Source organism: Leeuwenhoekiella sp. MAR_2009_132, from assembly GCF_000687915.1.
Lineage (GTDB): Bacteria > Bacteroidota > Bacteroidia > Flavobacteriales > Flavobacteriaceae > Leeuwenhoekiella.
The window spans coordinates 168,409-189,045 of the sequence record NZ_JHZY01000004.1 but is presented as its reverse complement, the minus strand read 5'-3'; the positions used below and the strand labels follow the sequence as shown (position 1 = coordinate 189,045).

The window sequence follows — 20,637 nt, the reverse complement described above, 5'->3', positions numbered from 1 at the left end:
GATTAATTGATACTTAGCGATTTACAAATAACGATAAGTGTGTAGTTAATCTAAAGAATGAATATTTTAGTCTAAAAGGGTGTTTTTCAGAGCGTATTTTATGTAGTTAAGCTTAGAATTTGATTGTTGATTTAACACTTATTTTGTTAAAAATTAGCTTAAAAATCAATAAAAGCTTTTTACAAGTGTAAAACCAAATGTTTAAAGAAGAGAACCGCAAAGTTTCAAAAATCTGAAACTTAAAAATTAAGAAAAAATTAACACTTAAAATCTATCTGTCAGATTATTTCCATCTTTTTTCATCAATGAATTGTAGAATTCTTGACTATTAGTTTCTTAAAGATTTTGTAGAACAGGAAACTATCTTTTAAGTGTCATATGACCTTTAAATTCTGAAATAACCCCGTTAATATCTGTAAGTGTAACTGTGTACCAATAATCGCTTGAAGGCAATGCAACTCCACGCGTGGTACCATCCCAGCCATTATCAAAACCATAAATTGATTTTAAAAGTTTACCGAAACGATCATAGATATATATAGTTACTGCATTATATTCAGTTTCGCTAAGGCCTAGCGGAGTCCATGTATCGTGATAGCCGTCATTGTTAGGGGTGAAGAATTTTGCAAATCCCAGTACAGGAATCTGAATACTAGTTATACCACATCCGTTTTTATCACGAATATAAAGTGTTCTTAAACCCGGAGAAACCTGCTCAAAAACAGGAGAATCTTGATAGGGTCCTAAAGCTTCATCTAAGGTATACTCATAGTCACCGGCTCCTAGGGCAGATACGTTTACAATACTTAAACTAGTCTGCCCGTTTAAAGTTGTAACTGCGATATTATCTCTGGTTAATGTTGCTGCTTCAGAAGCTATGACTGTAATTTCTTTAACTTCAGAATGACAACCAGAAGCTGTTTTAGCGGTTACTGTATACCTTCCAGGTGCGGTTATTACTAAATCAGGATTAGTGCCTAAAACCACATTATTTTGATCGCGCCATTCATAAGTATAAATGCCCTGTGCATTTATTGTTTGCAGTGTAAAATTAGGATCGGTTACGCATATGCTTCCTAAATCTGCTAACTCAAATACAGGGATGGGATTTACATTTAGCCTTACATAAAGACCAATAGCATAACAAGATCCTTGCGTATCATCTTCTATACGAGTAAACAAAACCTGCTGACCTGGGATTTCGTTTCTATAGGCATCTTGAGGTAAAATTTCATTTTGTTCGAGTAGCGCATCTTCTTCGGTCCTAAAATAGCTAACTACAAAATTTCTTCCTGTTGGAAACTGCGTACTAATTCGGTTTGTCGCCTGAGTAAGGTCAAAAGTTGCTAAACCATCTACAATACCATCAGTATCACAAGTGTCTAGTTGTTCTTCATATCCTGTAGGTAGGCTTGTTACAGAAACCGCCAGATCAATACGAGTTACTTTGTAGCAGCCGCTTGCTGCGGTGGTACGCGCAAAAACGGTCTGACCGTTTCTATTATTATAAGGTCTTGCTCGAATAGAATTTGAATCTAAATCTGCATCAGCCGAATTGCTGTAGAATGTAACTGTGGTATTTAAGTCTGAAGTTATAAACGGGATTGCTTCCTCCAGATTAAAGTTCGTAAAACCATCAGGAGTACCATCTTCATCACAATTTGTGAATGTAATTTGATTTGCGGCTACTACATCATCTAGCATAACCGCGCGTACTGAAGTTCGTTTACCCCTTAGGCAACCCGCAGCTTCTGCTGCAACATAAAAATCCTGAGTCGACGTAATTGTTGGAGTATAGGTATCACCAGTAAAAACGGGAGTGCCTCCTGAGGCAGCGGTGTACCAGTTAAGTGTTGTGCCATTTGATGTTGCACTCAAATTAACTACTCCCGGACCACAACCCGTATCTCCTGTTGTGGCGGTGATCTCCGGAATAAAAATACGTGTGTCAACGGCAATATTTAGTTTAGGATCTCCCGGCATTCCGCCATATTCTACAATGTATCCTTTTGCTTGATAATCAGGATTTTGTTCTCCTGTAGTGCGCAAGTCATTCCAGGCACCGGGAGTGCCTATGTTAGGAGCTGTGATATGCGCATAATCTTCACCGCCATTAGCGTCGTTGGGTTCATTTGTATTCCAGAAAGCAAAATTAGGAGTATTACCATCTGCTTTACCATTCCAAAATATTAGTCCGCCATTTGCGGCTTCGGGACCGGTAACCCATTTCCACACGCCCTCGGTTTGTTCATCTGTGCCACCTATCCACCCAGAGCCTTGCGATTGTTCTCCACAAAGAATAGCTTCTTCCCTAGAGGTTAAAGTTGCGAGGTATCCTTGTAAGCCATAATATCTAGAATTTTCTGCCGCAACACGTGCATCTTGCCACGTGATTAAATTTGAGGGTATAAACATATAATAATGGCCAGTAGATGGGAGGTAATTTGCCTGACCTATAGTAATTGAAAATATGCGTTCACCAGATACGGTGGCAAAGGTACTTCTATAGGTTACCGCCCTAACTGCATCTTCGATTTCTGATGTAGTAACAGCGGGATTAAAAGCAAGAGTAAGTTTTCCGGTAGCAATATCAAAATTAGTTGAGAGGTTAGGATTTGGAGGAAGTTCTAGAAAGTCACTTCCACGTTGATATCCCGATGAAATTTGAATATACACTGCACGCACTACATCGCCGGAAGTGTTTGTTAACGAGAAATTTGTTACTATAGGGATACTTGATAGCGGGCAATATTCCTGATCTCCAGTAGCTTTTAACTCAGGAGGACTCATTGCAATTACCTTTTGAAGTATACCTAAAAAGAGAAGGAGTAGGAGTGAAGCTGAAATATTGGTTATGCTATTCTTTCTCATCATATAAATTTATTCAAAAGTAGTGCTTTGGTAGGCACCAACATCGCTGCTTGCTGCCCGGGAAATCCCTAAGATATCTAGAGGAACTTGTTGCGAGGCTTGGGGGTTGCCAATATTTTTTGCAGGCGAGGTAAGGTCTATTCGGTAATCGTTGCGTAAGGTGTTTTTATAAAGTGGATTTTCACTGCGCAAGATATCTTTATAGAAAGTTTCATTTGTAAAATCGTATTCGGCTACATCTGCAAAATCATTAAATTGATCATCAAACCGAATTAAACAATTCTCAAATTTAAAATTGAATCCCGCTGCAATCACCCGGCTAAGACTTAATTCTTCAGATTTATTGCCGTAAATTATGCAGTTTGTAAAATAGGCTTTAGTAAGATCAGCAGTTTGTAGCTCGGCTTCCGTTTCTAAAAAATTATCAATTTGTACTGCAGGCGTATTTCTAAAACTCTGCGTCCAGTAGTTTGCAAAGGTACTATGCACAAATGTGTAGTCGCCACCCATTCGCAACCATAGATTAGAAATCCCGGAGTTGCCTACTACCAAATTTTCACCTAAAACAGATCCGTTCAACCCATATAGACCTACGAGTGCTGTATTATAAATTTGAGTATTAGAGAGTGTAACCGCTGCGGTTGTCGTTGCAGAAGGCCCCTCTGCTAAAAGCCCAAAAGTATTATTCTTTATAGTGGTGTAATTTAAATTACCGGTACTGCCAGGTGTAAACCAGATTGTTCCCCACTGCCCGGGTACATTCGCAAATTGAGGTTCTAGGCGATCACCCTCGAGAATGATTTCATTTTCCAATATGGTCTGATCTTCACTTAGCAATCCATTTGCTTCCAGACGTGCATTATTTGCGAGTATAATACCACTGTTTTGATGAAAATGTAAACGCGCTCCAGCATTAATGGTAAGGATTTTTCCTTCTGCAATTCCGGCGTAGCCGTAAATCACATAGGGTTTTTCATTGGTGAAGGTGAGCTGCTCATCATTTAAAATAAATCCTTCAATTTCTACAGGTTCTCCTTCAGCGTTTGTTCCCAGATTGAGAGTTTCTTTTATGCCCTGAGCGTTACGATTCGGAAATAAAAAAACGGCATCTTGTAGCAGTGTTACTAATTCTACCTTTTGCAAATTAGCACCGCTGTCAAAATGTATCTGATCTGTGTATAAGATCTGATTTGTATTCTGAAGTGCTGCATCTGCTGTGATCTCAACAAAAATAAATATGCTGTCTTTAGGTAGGAGTTCAACATTTTGAAACGTTTTACCCGCACGACCATCTATGTTTAAGCGGTAAGCAGAATTTTCTCCTTTTGCCAAACCTACTTGTGGAATTGTAATGAGGTTTGCAGACCTGTTAAAGACCTTAAATCTATATGTGCTACTTGATATATTTGAAAAAACAGTGTCTAGAAATAGCGTGTCCTTAGAAAATTCTAACCCTCCATCACTTAGAGTGGCTTCAAAATCTTCTCGGCAAGAACTTACAAGAATTAACGTAAGAAAAACGACTAAAAAATGAATGTGTTTTTTCAAGGCCCTACTTATTTCTTAAGTATGCGTATCTCAAAGAGCTTGTCCCAATGTTTACCTGTAACGTATAGTTTATTAGTATTTTGATTGTAAGCTATTCCATTAAGTACTTCATTACCGGTATCTTTTATGGTTTTAATCTCTTTTTTTAGAGGACGTAAATCAACAACACCTTCAATAGCACCCGTCTCTGGGTTTATAATCGAGATACTGTCAAATTGATAGCTGTTTGCGTAAATTTTACCATCAACCCATTCTAATTCATTAAACTTAGAACGTAACTTTTTAGAATCTACAACTTGTATATAATCCTGTTCGGCAAGCGTTTTAGAATCTAGAATCCATATTTTTTCGGTACCGTCAGATTTATAGATCTTTTGACCGTCATTACAAAGACCCCAGCCTTCTTTACTTTTTGAATATTGAAAAGTACCTTCCTTTTTAAAGGTATTGAGGTCGTAAATAAAACCCTGATTAGATTGCCAGGTAAGTTGTATGATTTTAGAGTTTATAATAGTCAAGCCTTCTGCGAAAAAAGACTTATCAAGATCTATTCGATTTAGAATTGCACCTGTAGCTAAATCTGTTTTTAGTAAGGCAGAATGCCCATACTCACCCACACTCTCATATAGAGTATCATTATGAAATTCTAAACCCTGTGTGTAAGACTCTGTGTTATGAGGATAGGTATTTATAATCTCATAGGTATATAAAGACGGAGTTTGGCTAGAAACAAAGGTCAGCGTTGTGTTGATAATCGCAGATTTACCTCCTACAAAAATTTCGGCCTTTAGCTCTTTAGTGCCTAGTTTAGAACTTTTAACTTCAGTTTGAAGTGGTGAGTTATCCTTTTTATGTCCCAGTTTAAAATCATCTAAGTAATAAGTGACCGAATCGATCTCTATATCCCCTTTAGATTTGAGGCTGATATTTAGTGATTCGCCATTAATTAGGGTTTGAGCAGGTTTATCTAATGCTATAGAAAAACTTTTACTAATATCTTTTCCGTTACCGCAAGAAGTAACGATAGCAGATAAAACAAAGATAACGAGAAGGTTATAAATGCGCATAAGGACTTAAATTTTGAGACCAAGTTAAATCAATAAATTCAGTTTAAAAAACGTTTGGTTTGCTACACTATTACTGTATATTTGCAGCTGGCAAGTCCTACACAACCAGCTCCTGTCGAACTCCCCCAGGGCGGGAACGCAGCAAGGGTAGATGGTCGTAGCGGTGTGATGTAGGTAGCTTGCCTTTTTTTATGCCTTATATTTACGTATTTTCCCCGCTCTAAAATTTTACTATGTCTCAAGTTGTCCTGATCACAGGAGCCTCTTCCGGAATTGGAAAATCTACAGCACATTATCTCGTTACTAAAGGATATACAGTTTACGGTACCAGCAGGTCTCCTAAACAGCCAGTAGAAAACGGAGTTCATTTTGTTGCTCTTGATGTTACAAATCGTGCCACAATTAAAAATGCGGTCGCTTATATCCTTGAAAAAGAAGGGCGTATAGATGTTCTCATTAATAATGCAGGCAAGGGTATTACCGGCCCATTAGAAGAAATTCCCGAAGAAGAACTTAAATCTATTTTTGAAACCAATTACTTTGGGCCTCTCGCGCTCATTAAAGAAGTTTTGCCGTCTATGCGTGCAAACAGGTCTGGTCTTATACTAAACGTGACCTCAATTGCCGGTTTTATGGGTTTGCCATACCGAAGCGCATATTCTGCTACAAAAGGTGCATTAGGTTTAACAACTGAAGCCCTGCGTATGGAGCTGAAAGAGTTTAATATAAAACTATGTAACGTAGCTCCGGGCGATTTTGCTACTAATATCGCTTCCGGAAGATATCATGCACCTTTATCTACAGAATCTGCCTATGCAGAGAACTACGGAAAGTCACTTTCATTGATGGATGAACACGTTGATCAAGGAATGAATCCTCAACTAATGGGAGAAGCTATATATAAAATTATAAATAGTCCAGATCCTGATGTAAACTATAAAGTAGGTGCATTTATGCAAAAGTTTTCGGTGTTTTTAAAAGGTATTTTACCCGGTAAAATCTATGAGCGATTGCTTCTCAATCACTATAAACTTTAAGATGGGGGTTAATATAGTTTAAGTGCTTAAAGCGCTCTGTATAATAACTTTTCTTTACAATGAATGACGTTTTAATTGCTTAAATTTGAAGTTGAAACTAATTGATAATTCAAAAATCTTTACATGAAATTTTTTATTGATACAGCAAACCTTGATCAGATTAAGGAAGCCCAGGAATTAGGAGTTCTTGACGGTGTAACTACAAACCCATCATTGATGGCTAAAGAAGGCATTAAGGGTAGAGATAATATTTTAAAGCATTATGTAGATATATGTAACCTTGTTGATGGTGATGTAAGTGCCGAAGTGATCTCAACAGATCTTGAAGGTATGATTAAAGAAGGTGAAGAGTTAGCCGCTTTGCACGAGCAAATCGTTGTAAAGATTCCTATGATTAAGGATGGTGTTAAGGCTTTAAAATATTTTAGCGATAAAGGAATACGTACAAACTGTACACTTGTATTTTCTGTGGGTCAGGCATTATTGGCTGCAAAAGCAGGAGCAACGTATGTGTCTCCGTTTATAGGTCGTTTAGACGATATATCTACAGATGGTTTAGGATTAATAGCAGATATACGTTTGGTCTATGATAACTATGCTTTTGAAACTCAAATTTTAGCAGCTTCTGTACGTCACACAATGCACGTTATTGATTGTGCTAAATTAGGATCTGATGTAATGACAGGACCTCTTTCTGCAATTGAAGGATTGCTGAAACACCCACTTACTGATAGTGGTTTAGAGAAATTTTTAGCAGATTATAATAAAGGAAATTAGGAATATAGTTTCTAATTTAATCAAAAAAATCCTGCTCATCGAGCAGGATTTTTTTGTTAAGATATTTATTTTAAATCCTGATTTTTTTTATTTGTTGAGACCTTCTAAAAGTTCATTTTCAAAATTAGAACTGTATAAGTTGGCGTGTGCGTTTATAATAAAACCCTTTCGGTCTAATATAAAAGTTTTAAGAAGCGAATTAATCGCTAAATCATCTGCTATTTCCTTATAGCGATCTGCAAATTGTATTTGTTTAGTCAAATCAAAATCATAACGTTTTGAAGTGTCTATCCAATCATGATAATTATCGTTTACATTAATGGCTAAATATGTGTATTCAGGATATTTTTGAATAAGTGATTTTGCCAAAGCTTGTGATCGTTTAGCCTGCGATTTCTTTGTATTAGACCAGAAAAAAATGAAAGTAGGTTTCTTAATAAGGCTTCTTAGGCTAATAGTATCTTGTTTTGAGTTAATGACCCATTCTTCGGGGATACGTTTGCCAGTTTCGATATTTTTATTTGCCTCATACAGCGCTTTAATTTCTGCTTTATTATCGTCAGATGCGATACGCTGCATATACATATCATAAAGTGTCTCGCCACCTTTTTTATCATTACTGTTAGCTAAATAATTTTTTATAGTACGAGTTAATAAAAAACTCTCTACCTGCTCATCTTTTACTTTAGTCTCTATGAGACGTAATTTATGCAAGTTGTGCGTAAACGATTGCGGGTTATAAGGTTCCGTTTTATAGTATTGTCTATATGCAGCCTGATTGAAATAATTGATTAAAAAGCGCTGATATGAAAATAAACTTAATAGCGAAGCATCATTAAAATCTACTTCTTTTCTGCAGTCGTAAAAACTTGTCGCCAGAGAGTCCATATATTTTAGGCGATCATCTCCAAAATGAGAGGTAGGATAAACTTCTTTGCGAGCGCAGAAATCGTATTTAATAATAGCTTCAGCGATTTTAATAAATTCTGAACTTACTTTGTTCTTCTCTATAAAATTAGCCAAAAGCTGTTCCCGCTCTTGCTTCAGTTTTAAAATATTTTGATTGAAGGTTTCAGGATCTGTTTGATACACATCACCACGAATCATCAAATCATTTTCATCTTCGTTTCTAAGAAAAAAATGAATTAATAAATTATTTTCAGCTTCACCATAACCTCCAAAGGTCAAGGTCTCATCAAATTCAAAAGTATTTACACGTAGGAGTAGACTATCGCCGGGTTCTAGATAAATAAGTTGTTGCTCATTATGAAAGATGTTATATAGCCCTTTTTTAACAGATTTTAATTTGTAAGAAAATCTGTTGTTTTGATCAAGCGCAATAGTATCTATTAGCAAATCATCTTTCTTTAAAATGATATAATTTGAAGTAGGGTTTACGATTTCCCCACCTATGTAAGTGCCAGATTTTGAGTATTTAGTGTCTGAAGAACATCCCAATAATAATGCAATTGAGAACGACGCTAGGATTAGCTTAAAGCTCATAGGTAATTTTTAGTCTATAGGAGAAATTTTAAATAAGACATCAAATGTAACTTTGAAGGTTGAAGAGTCCTGTTAATTAGAAGTTAAAACATATATTATAAAAGTTAATATTTCTTGTTTTAGGTTATAAGCTGTACTTTTGCAAATCATTAAAAAATTAGGGTTTAAGCTATGTTATCAGTATCAAATTTATCTGTTCAATTCGGTAAAAGAGTTCTCTTTGATGAGGTGAATGTATCATTTACACAAGGAAACTGTTATGGAATTATAGGAGCTAACGGAGCAGGAAAATCTACATTTTTAAAAATTATATCGGGTAAAGATGACGCTACGAGCGGTAACGTACATTTGGAGGCGGGTAAGCGTATGTCTGTACTTGAGCAGGATCACTATGCTTTTGACGACTATACTGTTTTAGATACCGTTCTTAAAGGTAATAAGCCACTATATAAAATAAAGTCTGAGATGGATGCACTTTATGCAGACTACACAGACGAGAATGCAGACCGTATAGGAGAATTACAAGTGAAATTTGAAGAGATGAATGGCTGGAATGCAGACAGTGATGCAGCTGCTCTTTTATCTAGTTTAGGTATTTCTGAAGATTTACATTACAATCTGGTCAAAGATCTTGATAGTAAACAAAAAGTACGTGTGCTTTTAGCACAGGCTTTGTTTGGTAATCCAGATGTTTTGATAATGGATGAGCCAACAAACGATTTAGATTATGAGACCATTAACTGGTTAGAAAACTTTTTGGCTAATTATGAGAATTGTGTGATTGTGGTATCTCACGACCGTCACTTTTTAGACGCAGTTTGTACACATATATCAGATATTGACTTCGGAAAAATTTCTCACTTTAGCGGAAACTATACATTCTGGTATGAGTCTTCACAGTTAGCAGCGCGTCAACGTGCGCAACAAAACAAGAAGTCTGAAGAGAAGAAAAAAGAACTTGAAGAGTTTATACGTCGTTTTAGCGCGAACGTTGCAAAGAGTAAACAAGCAACATCTCGTAAGAAAATGATTGAAAAGCTTAATGTAAATGACATTAGACCTTCAAGCCGAAGATATCCTGCTATTATATTTGAACGCGAGCGTGAAGCAGGAGATCAGATTTTAAATATTGAAAAATTAGCTTCTTCTATAGATGGAGAGATTTTATTCAAAAACATAAATCTCAATCTTGCAAAAGGTGATAAGCTAGTTGTCTATTCTAAAGACAGCCGTGCTACTACTGCTTTTTATGAGATCTTAAATGGAAAACAAAATGCATTAGAAGGTAAATATGAGTGGGGTGTTACAACAAATCAATCCTATTTGCCTGTTGATAATCAAGAGTATTTTGAAAATGATTTAACCTTAGTAGATTGGTTACGTCAGTATGCAAAAACAGAGCAGGAGCGTGAAGAAGTATTTTTAAGAGGTTTCTTAGGGAAGATGATTTTTTCTGGAGAAGAGGCGCTTAAAACTTCTAATGTGCTTTCCGGAGGAGAAAAAGTACGCTGTATGTTAAGCAGAATGATGATGCAACGTGCAAACGTTCTTATGTTTGATGAGCCTACAAACCATTTAGATCTAGAGTCTATTACGGCTATAAACAATAGTCTTAAAAACTTTAAAGGCACAATTTTACTAACTACTAGTGACCATGAGTTTGCACAAACGGTAGGTAATCGTATCTTAGAACTTACTCCTAACGGTGGTATCGACCGTTATTTAAGTTTTGATGAGTATATGAATGATCCTAAAATTAAAGAGCAACGTCAACAAATGTATTCGTTAAACGTATAGTATCATAAATTTTAGATATAAAAAAAGCCTTAGTTAATTTATTAACTAAGGCTTTTCTAGTTTAATTCGTTGCTTTATTCTTCAGCAAGAACTTCAAAACTAAATCGGTTTCCGGGATTTTGTCCTGATATAGAGGTTTTTAATTCCACGATATCTAAGGTCTTGGCATCTTGTAAAACGGTATAAAACGCATCTACTGTAGTTTGATTGTAAGGGCCAAAGAAAAATTCTCCTGCCGTATTCAATTTTATACCTAAACGTACTTTGTAAGCTGTAGTGTCTTTAGTTGCTGTAAGAGCAATGCCATCTGCAGCTAATCTGCCAGTGCCTTTACTAATAAAGACATCTGTAGTTTTAAAAGGTATAGGAGTTTTGCGCAACGTATCAGTTTTTTTGTATCTAAATAAATAAAATTCTGCAAATTGAGCATTAGGTACCAGTTCTGTAAGACTTACAGTTTCATTTGCATTTGTGGTTATAGATAATGGCACATTGAGATCTACGTAAAGTGTATCGTTTAGATTATACGTTGAGCTCGATTCGGGAATGCTAACCAGATTTGATACTTCAAAAGAGCTTAAAACAGGTTGATAATTGTCATCTGAGCTTGTGCACGCAATGTTAAGTGCGAAAAGCGAAAGGAGTAAAAAATGTGAAAATTTCATTAGTTGTTTGTTTAAGATTGTTTGTTAATCTATAGATGAACAATAATGAAATAGGTTGCGCCAGGCACTAAAATTTAACGATAAGGCATAAAACACTCCATTACTTTTTCAAAATGATTGAGTAATGGAGTGTTATTTTTAAAAACTAGTTCTTAAAGTGCTTAAATAAGGTGTATGCGCAAAAAACAGCAATAAAACCGCTAAGTACAATTCTAAATGTAGGCAATGTTTCTCCCTGAGTAAGCGGGTATAAACGATACAATGAGTAAAGCAATAAACCGGCGTTTAATGCGAGATTAAGCATAGATCGTTTTGGTTTTTCTTCTTTTTGAATAAGAGTTGAATTTGTATCTGTGACAAATTCTTCATCCTCAATACTACTTTGGGTCGCTTGTTCTTCAAAATCTGTATCTGAGATTTCAGAATTTACAAATGCCTTTTCTACAAGATGTTTGGCCTTTACAAGATTTTCTTTTTCAACAAAAACCAGGGTTTGATTAATATAATTAGTACCAAAACCAGCGCGAATTGCACTTTCGCCATCATTACGTACAACACTGTGAATACCGGCTTCTTCTAAGTAATTCTGAATAAACTTTCCATTAATTTCAGATCCAGTATAAACGCGCTCGTAATTAGATTCTTTAATCATATAGCTTTATCAAATTTGCATTTCCAAATGGCATTATTAAAATTTTTACCTAGTGCAAAGCCATAAAATAAAACCACTGCGGCAATTGATTTAAACATAAAAAAGAATACCATGACATCCTGGCTAAAAGATTGCTCACGGGTAAAAAGACCGTCAGGTACTAGCATAGTGGCTATTACACTTGAAAGTAGAATGGTGAATATTAAATTTTCAAAATTCTTGAATGGCCACATTAAAAGTTTTCTCAAGGGGTGTAAATCATTTCCCCATTTATGAATTAAGTAATAATACCCATTACCCATAGGTGCAAATAATAGCGGGTCGTCTGTTTTGTTTAAAACAAACATTTTTGAAGGTGCCATTATTTTAAAACCGCTTAATGAGAGATTATGCGTTTGTTCTAAATTAGCAATTTCAGTAAGTGCTTCCTGTGGGAATGCACCTTTAAAAAACCGTGAATCTAAAAACCGAAGTCTGTAATCAATACAGATTTTTTGAATACTTTTTTCGTGAAATATGCGCTTAGAGTCTAAAAGATCAAAGTCAAATTCATTAGTATCTTCAATCGAGTCACTAGCTAGATTTTCTAAGATACGTTCATTTGGAGACGGTGTCTTTTTTAAAAATTGGTTTACCCAATTTATAACAGAGTCTTCGTTCGTTTTTTTAAACTGTTCACGCAACAACTTGTCGTGAATATTAGTTTTTTTTAGTAGCATTTTTCTTTTTTTTTAGCATTTAAAGTTAACTAATAAGCTACTAATTTACAACACGACAAATGCTAAAGTATTAACGCAGCGATGCATTTAAACGTTGTTCAAAACGCTGCTGCAGTTTATGCATAATTTTATCTATTTCTTTGTCTGTAAGTGTTTTATTTTCGTCTTGTAAGGTGAAGCTCACAGCATAACTTTTTTTGCCTTCGGGAAGATTAGAACCTTCATAAACATCAAAAAGAGAAACCTGTTTTAGTATGTTTTTCTCAACAGCATAAGCCTCTTGATAGATCTCATCAAAAAGTGTCTCTTTATCTAATAACAAGGCAAAATCACGACGTACAGCGGGATTTTTTGGTATAGGCTTAAAGCTAATTTTGTTTTCTTGTATAAGGTCTAGAATAACATCCCAGTTGAAATCAGCAAATAAAATTTCCTGATCTAAATCAAAATGATTGCGTATTGATTTTACAACAACTCCAAAATTAACAACCTCCTTTTTTTGTATGGTATAATTTAAACCTTCAGAAAATTGTGCGTTTTTTACGGGCTTTACAGACCAATCAGTTAAGCCTAAACGACCTAATACGGTTTCTACTATCCCTTTTAGGTTAAAGAAGCTTGCCGGTTTTTGAGGAGCATTCCAGCTTTCAGCATTTACATTTCCGCTTAAGAATAAGGTTAGATGTTTGTGCTCTTCTCTTCCGCCGGGATAGTTATGGTAACTTTTTCCGAATTCAAAAAGTTTTAAATCTGGCTGACGTCTGTTTGTGTTAAAAGCTAAAACTTCAAGACCAGAAAATAATAAAGATTGGCGCATTACCGAAAGATCTGTACTTAGGGGGTTGAGCATCTTTACACTATAATCTGCTTTAAATGCATCATTTAAAACGGCGTATTCGGGATTAGTCAAAGAGTTATTTAGCATTTCATTAAAGCCTTGAGCTGCTAATAAATTACCGGTAACCTGTTGAATTTTATGATCTGCAAAGCGACTACTTTTAGATACAGAAGCATTCAGTTTTGCTTTAAATTTTATTTTATTGTAGCCATAAACGCGCAAAATTTCTTCAACGACATCTACTTCACGGGTTACATCATTGCGATAGGCAGGTATGGTCATACCAATACCAGATTCGGTAATGTTGTTTATTTTAATATCAAGCGACGATAAAATAGATTTTATGGTTTCCTTTGGGATTTCTTCACCAATCAATTTTTCGGCACGCTCAAAATTTAAAAATACCTGATGATCTTCAATTTTCTTAGGGTAGATGTCTATCACGTCACTGGTAACTTCACCGCCAGCGGTCTCCTGAATTAGTAAAACCGCTCGTATTAGGGCATATTCGGTCAAATTAGGATCTATACCGCGCTCAAATCTAAAAGAGGCATCTGTATTTAACCCGTGGCGTTTTGCACTTTTACGCACACTTACTGGATTAAAGAAAGCACTTTCTAAGAAAATAGCTGTAGTATCTTCAGTCACACCGCTATTTTCGCCCCCAAAAACACCCGCAATACACAAAGGCTTTTCAGAATCACAAATCATTAAATCTTCTTCATGAAGATCGCGCTCTATACCGTCAAGTGTAGTAAACTTTGTACCTGCAGCAACGGTTTTTACATTTATTTGCTTTCCGCTAATTTTAGAAAGGTCAAAGGCATGTAGGGGTTGCCCCAGTTCGTGTAAGACGTAATTAGTAACGTCTACAACATTATTTTTAGGCGTAAGACCTATGGCTTTTAGTCGGTTTTGTAACCATGCCGGAGAATCTTTAACAATAAGGCCACTTATAGTAATCCCACAATACCGCGGTGCGCGCTCTTGATTTAAAACCTGAACACTGATTTTTTGAGTGCGGTTATCTATACGAAATGCACTTGTAGATGGGGTTATAAATTCGCTGTTAACGCCCATTTGTATTAAGCCTGCGCGTAAATCACGGGCAGTACCCATGTGACTCATCGCATCTGCACGATTAGGAGTTAAGCCTATTTCAAAAACTTCATCATCTTCAATATCATAAACTTCAGACAAGAGTGTTCCTGGTTTCAAATCACTGTCGAGAATTAGAATCCCATCGTGACTTTTACCTAGACCTAGTTCATCTTCAGCGCAAATCATCCCATTACTTACCTCGCCTCGTATTTTACCTTTTTTGATTTTCCAGGCTTCGCCTTTTTCATCATAAAGTGTTGTACCTACAGTAGCCACCGGTACTTTCTGGCCGGCATCAACATTGGGAGCACCACATACAATTTGTACCGGTTCGCCTTCCCCAAGGTCTACGGTTGTGATTTTTAATCGATCTGCATTAGGATGTTTTACACAGGTAAGTACGTGACCTACCACAATCCCTTGTAGACCTCCTTTTACACTTTGAAACTTATTAATACCTTCTACTTCAAGACCTAGATCTGTAAGTAAATTGCCGGTTTTCTCTGCTTCCCAATCAATATTAATAAACTGTTTTAACCAGTTGTAGCTTATTTGCATTCCCCTAAATTTTGAAAGGGCAAATATAACATTTACGCTGTTTTTTTGCGCACTAAGTTGGGTTTAATACCGAGTACGTTACTTCCTTTTTAATTTCAAATAAAAACACTCGTATAGCGACTGTCTTTAATAGAAAAAAGGTTGTGTTTATTAAAAGAGAGCTTGTGATTTATCTTTTAGAGTAGAATGTAAATCTGAAAACTAGGAAATATAATTCCATATATTTTTAAACTTCATCAACTGCGCATACATCTGGCGTATGGGTTGATTTTCTTCTTTAAGAAGTTGCGGATCTTCATTAAGCAGGGCAGAGGCATAACTTCTGGAGATTTTCATAATCTCGTTATCTTTTATAATATCAGCAATTTTTAAGTTGAGCACACCACTTTGCTGAGTTCCCATGATATCACCGGGACCTCTAAGTTTTAAATCTACTTCGGCAATCTCAAAACCATCATTAGTACTGGTCATAGTCTGTAATCGGGTTTTGCTGTCTTCAGACAACTTGTGCCCCGTCATTAAAATACAGTAGCTCTGGTCTGCTCCACGACCTACACGACCGCGCAACTGATGCAGTTGAGATAGGCCAAAGCGCTCTGCACTTTCTATAATCATAACAGAGGCATTAGGAACATTAACACCTACCTCAATAACGGTAGTGGCAACCATAATTTGCGTCTCGCCATTTACAAAGCGGTTCATTTCATAATCTTTGTCGGCAGGTTTCATCTGGCCGTGCACGATTGATATTTGATAGTCTGGCATTGGGAATTCGCGACTTATGCTCTCGTAACCATCCATTAAATCTTTGTAGTCGAGTGCTTCGCTTTCCTGAATTAAGGGGTAAACAATATAAATCTGTCTTCCTTTCTTTATCTCATCTCTTATAAAACCGAAAACTTTAAGACGGTTGTTGTCATATCTATGTACCGTTTTAATTGCTTTTCTTCCGGGCGGCAACTCGTCTATCACCGAAACATCTAGGTCACCGTAAACACTCATTGCCAACGTACGTGGAATAGGTGTAGCGGTCATTATAAGAATGTGCGGTGGTAGCTCATTTTTATGCCAAAGTTTACTGCGTTGAGCCACACCAAAGCGATGCTGCTCATCAATAACAGCCAATCCCAGATTTTTAAATTTTACTTTGTCTTCTAAAAGCGCGTGCGTTCCTATTAAAATATGAAGCGAGCCATTTTCAAGATTCTCGTGAATTTCTCTTCGAACTTTAGTACGTGAAGAGCCGGTAAGCAAAGCGATATTTATATCGAGACCCTCGCAGAGCTCGGTAAGTCCCTGATAATGCTGTATAGATAGTATTTCTGTAGGAGCCATCAAACAGGCTTGAAACCCATTGTCTATAGCTATTAACATAGTTAATAAAGCGACAATGGTTTTGCCACTTCCTACATCTCCTTGTAACAGGCGATTCATTTGAGCGGGTTTTCCCAGATCATTTCGTATTTCTTTAACTACGCGTTTTTGAGCTCCCGTAAGATCAAAGGGTAAATGATTGTTATAAAAAGTGGTAAAATTGGCACCTATTTGCTCAAAAGGATAACCTTTAATTTTCTGTTTGTGCAGCTTGTTTTTGACTAAAAGCTGTAACTGAATATAAAAGAGTTCTTCAAATTTTAACCGAAACTGTGCCTTTGCAAGATTTTCCTGACTTTGCGGAAAATGAATATTTAAGAATGCCGCTTTTTTAGGCATAAGCTTCAGCGTATCGAGTATCGATCTTGACAGCGATTCTTCAATATCTTGCTGCACTTCCTGAAACAGCGTTTGCATAAGAACATTTACCACTCGGTTTGTGATGCCTCTGTTGGTTAATTTTTCGGTAGAAGGGTAAACAGGTTGCATAGCGACCCGCAAACTTTTTTCATGTTCCTCTAATAATTCTAAATCAGGATGTGCAATAGAATAGGAGCTTCCAAAACGCTGTACTTTTCCGAAGATCACATACGGAATATTGATTTTTAAACTCTCTCTAATCCATTTTACACCCCTAAACCAGACCAGCTCCATTGATCCCGTTTGATCTTTAAACGTTGCAACCAGTCTTTTTGATCTTCCTTCTCCCGCACTTTTTAAATGTGTGATCTTTCCTATTATCTGCACATCTGCACTGGTAGGTTGTAATTGCGTAATGGTATAGTATTGAGTTTTATCAATATAGCGATTGGGAAACAGATTCAAAAAATCCTGATAGGTGTGTATGCCTAATTCAGAACGCAGCAACGTCGCCCTGTTGGGACCTACGCCCTTAAGGTAATCTATAGGAGTTTGAAGCTTGCTAGAGTTCATAAGAACGAAGATATAAAACCCAATTATTTTATTTGGGTTTTACAAGATAAACGAGGTTAAAAAGCATGGGGATGTGTTTTAAAGTTGGTGATAATAATTTTTAAAAGGCTGTGGCCTCTAATCAGGCTAATTACTTTGTTTTTAAAGGAGCGGTTTTAAAATCAAATCCTTAATTTGGCAGGTTCTTAGATAGTATGACTTTATGAAATTGATTTTTACGGTTTTTTTCGCTTGCTTAACAAGTGTAATCTATAGCCAACAGACCGAGACGGTTGACTTTGAACGTATTTACGCACTCCTTGATTTTGATTTTGCAAACGGTACCGTTACCGGCGATATGGAAATTAAATTCACTATGCTTGAAGATGCAGACTTTGTATATCTCAATGCGAAAAACATTACTAAATATGCTTCTACATTAAACGGTAAGTTAATAAGTACCCATACAGATGATGGGCGTATGATCTTTACCCGAAGCTTTACTAAAGGAGAGACGTACTCATTGGTTTTAAAGTATACCGCAAAGCCAGACAAGGCACTGTACTTTGTAAATAATGGTGGTTTTCAGCAAATCTGGACGCAGGGGCAGGGCAAATACACTTCTAACTGGTTACCTAGTATAGATGATATGAATGATAAGATAGAATTTGACCTATCTATTATTGCATATCCCGGGCAGGAAGTTGTTTCTAATGGTGTTCTGGTTGAGAAAGAAGAAAAGGGTGACAAGTTTATTTGGCATTATGAGATGACAGAGCCTATGTCTAGCTATCTTGTTGCTGTTGTTCTTGGAGATTATAAAAAGATAAAATATGTTTCAGACTCCGGTATTCCTATGGAGTTGTACTATTATCCCTCAGATTCTCTAAAGGTTTTAACGACCTACAAGTATAGCAAGGAGATTTTTAATTACTTAGAAGAAGAAATAGGTGTTAAGTTTCCGTGGCCTGTATATAGACAAATTCCCGTTAAAGACTTTTTGTATGCCGGTATGGAAAATACGACGGCTACCATCTTTAGCGATCAATTTGTTGTAGATCGTAATGGTTTTATAGATCGCAATTATGTAAGTGTTAATGCACACGAGCTTGCACACCAGTGGTTTGGAGATTATGTGACCGAAACTTCGGGAACACATCATTGGCTGCAAGAAGGTTTTGCGACCTATTATGCCTTGCTCGCAGAGCGGAAAGTATTTGGGGATGATTATTTTTATTGGAAACTGTATCAATCTGCCGAAGAATTAAAGGCGCTAAGTGATAAGGGTAAAGGAGAACGATTACTTGACCCTAAAGCAAGTTCTCTCACATTTTATCAAAAAGGAGCCTGGGCATTACATATGTTGCACGAAAAAATAGGAGATGAGGCATTTAAAGCTGGAATAAAAAGCTATCTCAATACCCATAAATTTAAAAACGTTACTACTGAAGATTTCCTCAAAGAAATGCGTATTGCAAGCGGCGAAGATTTAATTGATTTTGAAAAAGACTGGTTGCAGCAAACTGCATTTCAGGATAAAGCTGCTTTAGAGGTACTAAAAAAGTCACCGATAATCCAAAAGTATATGCGTGTTGTCGCATTGCGCAACGTTCCGTTTAGTCAAAAGCAAAACAAACTTTTAGATTTATTGGCTTTACCTGATGAGTACACAGGACAAGAGGCAATTTACCAGCTTTCTGAGGTTTCTCCCGGGGCGGCTTCCCGTATTTACGAACGTGCGTTCTACACTAATAATCCCTGGGTACGCCAGGCGATTGCGCTAACGGTACAGAAAGTACCTGCAGAAATGAAAACAAACTATGAGCGCCTACTTAACGACGATTCTTACATAACCCGTGAGCAGGCATTACTTAATTTATGGACTTCGTTCCCTTCAGATCGTCATAAATATTTAAACCAGATGAAGGGCATACAAGGCTTTTCAGATCATAATATTGAAATCACCTGGCTTGCACTTGCAATTTCTACTTTAGATTATGAAGAGGCTTATATACGCGACCACTTTTTTAGACTAACCCGTTTTACAGGCAGTAGATATTCATATGCTACGCGAAAAAATGCATTTCAAAAATTGTATCAGTTACAGTTGTTTGAGCCTAAAAGTTTAGAGAATTTAATTGATGGCTGTTTTCATATCAACTGGAGATTTTCTGAGTCTTGCCGCGGGATTTTAGATATGCTTATAAAAGATCCTGAGTGGAAAAAAGAGTTGCAAAAACTAAAGTTAAAAGAGGAAAAACAACAGAAATTTTTAGCTGAAAAATTGACTTAATGAGAGCTTTGGTAATTTCTGGTGGGGGTAGTAAAGGTGCTTATGCCGGTGGCGTGGCTCAATACCTTATGGAAGAGTTAGGTCATAAATATGATCTTTTTTTAGGTACTTCTACCGGAAGCCTTTTGATCTCACAACTTGCTAATAATAACATTCAGCGTGCGTATGAGGTTTATACAAACGTAAACCAGAACACCATTTTTAATGTAAACCCGTTCAATATTAAATCTAAAGGCGACCGGGAATATGTGTCTATTAATTACTGGAACACCGTCTGGCAATTTATGCGTAGGAAACGCACCTTTGGCGAAAGCAAAAATTTACTCAAGAATATTAAAAAAAATCTTTCCCGAAGTGAGTTTGAACATATAAAAAAAACTGCTGCAGATGTGGTGGTTACTGTGTCTAACTTGTCTAAAAATACTGTAGAATATAAATCTATTCGCAATTGGGAATATAATGATTTCTGTGAGTGGATCTGGATTAGTTGCAACTACGTGCCTTTTATGAGTCTGGTTAATAAAAATGGCTATGAGTATGCAGATGGGGGTTTTGGCTGTATTGTACCTATACGGGAAGCGATACGTCGTGGTGCTACCGAAGTTGATGCCATAATTCTTGAGTCAGAGAATATGGAGTATAATAAGGTTTTGGGTAAAAACCCGTTTTCGCTAATGGTAAATTTATTTGGTTTTTTAATGGATCAGGTAGAATATCACGATGTGATTGTGGGTAAGCTGGCCGCAATAAATAAAGATGTCCCCCTTAACTTATATTACACACCCTCAAAACTTACCGAAAACAGTCTTATTTTTAATAAAAAGTTAATGACCAGCTGGTGGCAACAAGGATGGGAATATGCTGCAGATAAGGCAAAACAAGCCCAGGACAATAAGCTTAGGGCAATCTCAGAATCAGATTAAGC

Annotated in this window: 14 protein-coding genes and 1 other RNA gene; 6 read left to right on the top strand and 9 right to left on the bottom strand. The window is 36.5% G+C overall.

The genetic code is table 11. From position 1 onward, the window contains the following. Positions 1-360: 360 nt before the first annotated feature. The 3 genes from P164_RS09255 to P164_RS09245 are packed head-to-tail and all read right to left on the bottom strand — an operon-like array spanning position 361 to position 5,486. Positions 361-2,874: a T9SS type B sorting domain-containing protein gene (locus P164_RS09255; protein WP_081817356.1), complete on the bottom strand. Its 2,514-nt coding sequence runs from the start codon at positions 2,872-2,874 to the stop codon at positions 361-363. 6 nt (positions 2,875-2,880) lie between these two features. Next, entirely contained in the window at positions 2,881-4,419 is a 1,539-nt protein-coding gene (locus P164_RS09250; RefSeq protein WP_028376115.1) for a hypothetical protein, read from the bottom strand. Positions 4,420-4,427: 8 nt separating this feature from the next. Beyond that, a complete protein-coding gene (locus P164_RS09245) occupies positions 4,428-5,486 on the bottom strand; it encodes a glutaminyl-peptide cyclotransferase (RefSeq protein ID WP_028376114.1) in 1,059 nt (352 codons plus the stop codon). An 88-nt stretch (positions 5,487-5,574) separates the two neighbouring features. On the opposite strand from P164_RS09245, the gene ffs reads away from it, so the two are divergent. The 3 genes from ffs to fsa all read left to right on the top strand — a co-directional run bounded on the left by ffs (position 5,575) and on the right by fsa (position 7,300). Continuing rightward, positions 5,575-5,674: signal recognition particle sRNA small type (ffs, locus tag P164_RS09240), an RNA gene on the top strand. Positions 5,675-5,719: 45 nt separating this feature from the next. After that, positions 5,720-6,523: an SDR family oxidoreductase gene (locus tag P164_RS09235; RefSeq protein ID WP_028376113.1), complete on the top strand. Its 804-nt coding sequence runs from the start codon at positions 5,720-5,722 to the stop codon at positions 6,521-6,523. A 123-nt stretch (positions 6,524-6,646) separates the two neighbouring features. After that, entirely contained in the window at positions 6,647-7,300 is a 654-nt protein-coding gene (gene fsa, locus P164_RS09230; protein WP_028376112.1) for a fructose-6-phosphate aldolase, read from the top strand. 87 nt (positions 7,301-7,387) lie between these two features. On the opposite strand, the gene P164_RS09225 is transcribed toward fsa, so the two are convergent. Further along, the gene (locus tag P164_RS09225) at positions 7,388-8,803 is read right to left on the bottom strand and encodes a TlpA family protein disulfide reductase (protein ID WP_028376111.1); all 1,416 of its coding nucleotides are present in this window, start codon (positions 8,801-8,803) and stop codon (positions 7,388-7,390) included. A gap of 171 nt (positions 8,804-8,974) precedes the next feature. On the opposite strand from P164_RS09225, the gene P164_RS09220 reads away from it, so the two are divergent. Next, a complete protein-coding gene (locus tag P164_RS09220) occupies positions 8,975-10,600 on the top strand; it encodes an ABC-F family ATP-binding cassette domain-containing protein (RefSeq protein WP_028376110.1) in 1,626 nt (541 codons plus the stop codon). 74 nt (positions 10,601-10,674) lie between these two features. On the opposite strand, the gene P164_RS09215 is transcribed toward P164_RS09220, so the two are convergent. The 5 genes from P164_RS09215 to recG form a co-directional block, all read right to left on the bottom strand. Then, positions 10,675-11,265 (bottom strand): hypothetical protein, encoded by a 591-nt coding sequence (locus tag P164_RS09215; RefSeq protein ID WP_028376109.1) that lies wholly within the window; start codon positions 11,263-11,265, stop codon positions 10,675-10,677. A 145-nt stretch (positions 11,266-11,410) separates the two neighbouring features. Next, positions 11,411-11,917, bottom strand: a complete 507-nt coding sequence (locus tag P164_RS09210; RefSeq protein WP_035899718.1) for a DUF2007 domain-containing protein — start codon at positions 11,915-11,917, stop codon at positions 11,411-11,413. Beyond that, positions 11,914-12,636 carry a hypothetical protein gene (locus P164_RS09205; RefSeq protein ID WP_028376108.1) on the bottom strand — a complete coding sequence of 241 codons (723 nt, stop codon included), beginning with the start codon at positions 12,634-12,636 and terminating at the stop codon, positions 11,914-11,916. The genes P164_RS09210 and P164_RS09205 overlap by 4 nt, the downstream gene beginning before the upstream one ends. A gap of 70 nt (positions 12,637-12,706) precedes the next feature. After that, the gene (pheT, locus tag P164_RS09200; protein WP_028376107.1) at positions 12,707-15,133 is read right to left on the bottom strand and encodes a phenylalanine--tRNA ligase subunit beta; all 2,427 of its coding nucleotides are present in this window, start codon (positions 15,131-15,133) and stop codon (positions 12,707-12,709) included. Positions 15,134-15,334: 201 nt separating this feature from the next. After that, a complete protein-coding gene (recG, locus tag P164_RS09195) occupies positions 15,335-17,440 on the bottom strand; it encodes an ATP-dependent DNA helicase RecG (protein ID WP_028376106.1) in 2,106 nt (701 codons plus the stop codon). A gap of 202 nt (positions 17,441-17,642) precedes the next feature. Between recG and P164_RS09190 the strand changes: the two genes are divergently transcribed. Beyond that, positions 17,643-19,712, top strand: a complete 2,070-nt coding sequence (locus P164_RS09190; RefSeq protein ID WP_028376105.1) for a M1 family metallopeptidase — start codon at positions 17,643-17,645, stop codon at positions 19,710-19,712. Further along, on the top strand, positions 19,712-20,635 hold the full coding sequence (locus P164_RS09185; RefSeq protein WP_028376104.1) for a patatin family protein: 924 nt from the start codon (positions 19,712-19,714) through the stop codon (positions 20,633-20,635). Before P164_RS09190 ends, P164_RS09185 begins: the two co-directional genes overlap by 1 nt. The last annotated feature ends 2 nt before the right edge of the window (positions 20,636-20,637 follow it).

Coding starts and splice junctions, on each gene's coding strand:
- P164_RS09245 (WP_028376114.1), bottom strand. CDS start 5,486: ATGCGCATTTATAACCTTCTCGTTATCTTTGTTTTATCTGCTATCGTT.
- P164_RS09255 (WP_081817356.1), bottom strand. CDS start 2,874: ATGATGAGAAAGAATAGCATAACCAATATTTCAGCTTCACTCCTACTC.
- P164_RS09225 (WP_028376111.1), bottom strand. CDS start 8,803: ATGAGCTTTAAGCTAATCCTAGCGTCGTTCTCAATTGCATTATTATTG.
- P164_RS09185 (WP_028376104.1), top strand. CDS start 19,712: ATGAGAGCTTTGGTAATTTCTGGTGGGGGTAGTAAAGGTGCTTATGCC.
- pheT (WP_028376107.1), bottom strand. CDS start 15,133: ATGCAAATAAGCTACAACTGGTTAAAACAGTTTATTAATATTGATTGG.
- P164_RS09190 (WP_028376105.1), top strand. CDS start 17,643: ATGAAATTGATTTTTACGGTTTTTTTCGCTTGCTTAACAAGTGTAATC.
- P164_RS09235 (WP_028376113.1), top strand. CDS start 5,720: ATGTCTCAAGTTGTCCTGATCACAGGAGCCTCTTCCGGAATTGGAAAA.
- P164_RS09205 (WP_028376108.1), bottom strand. CDS start 12,636: ATGCTACTAAAAAAAACTAATATTCACGACAAGTTGTTGCGTGAACAG.
- fsa (WP_028376112.1), top strand. CDS start 6,647: ATGAAATTTTTTATTGATACAGCAAACCTTGATCAGATTAAGGAAGCC.
- P164_RS09220 (WP_028376110.1), top strand. CDS start 8,975: ATGTTATCAGTATCAAATTTATCTGTTCAATTCGGTAAAAGAGTTCTC.
- P164_RS09210 (WP_035899718.1), bottom strand. CDS start 11,917: ATGATTAAAGAATCTAATTACGAGCGCGTTTATACTGGATCTGAAATT.
- P164_RS09215 (WP_028376109.1), bottom strand. CDS start 11,265: ATGAAATTTTCACATTTTTTACTCCTTTCGCTTTTCGCACTTAACATT.
- recG (WP_028376106.1), bottom strand. CDS start 17,440: ATGAACTCTAGCAAGCTTCAAACTCCTATAGATTACCTTAAGGGCGTA.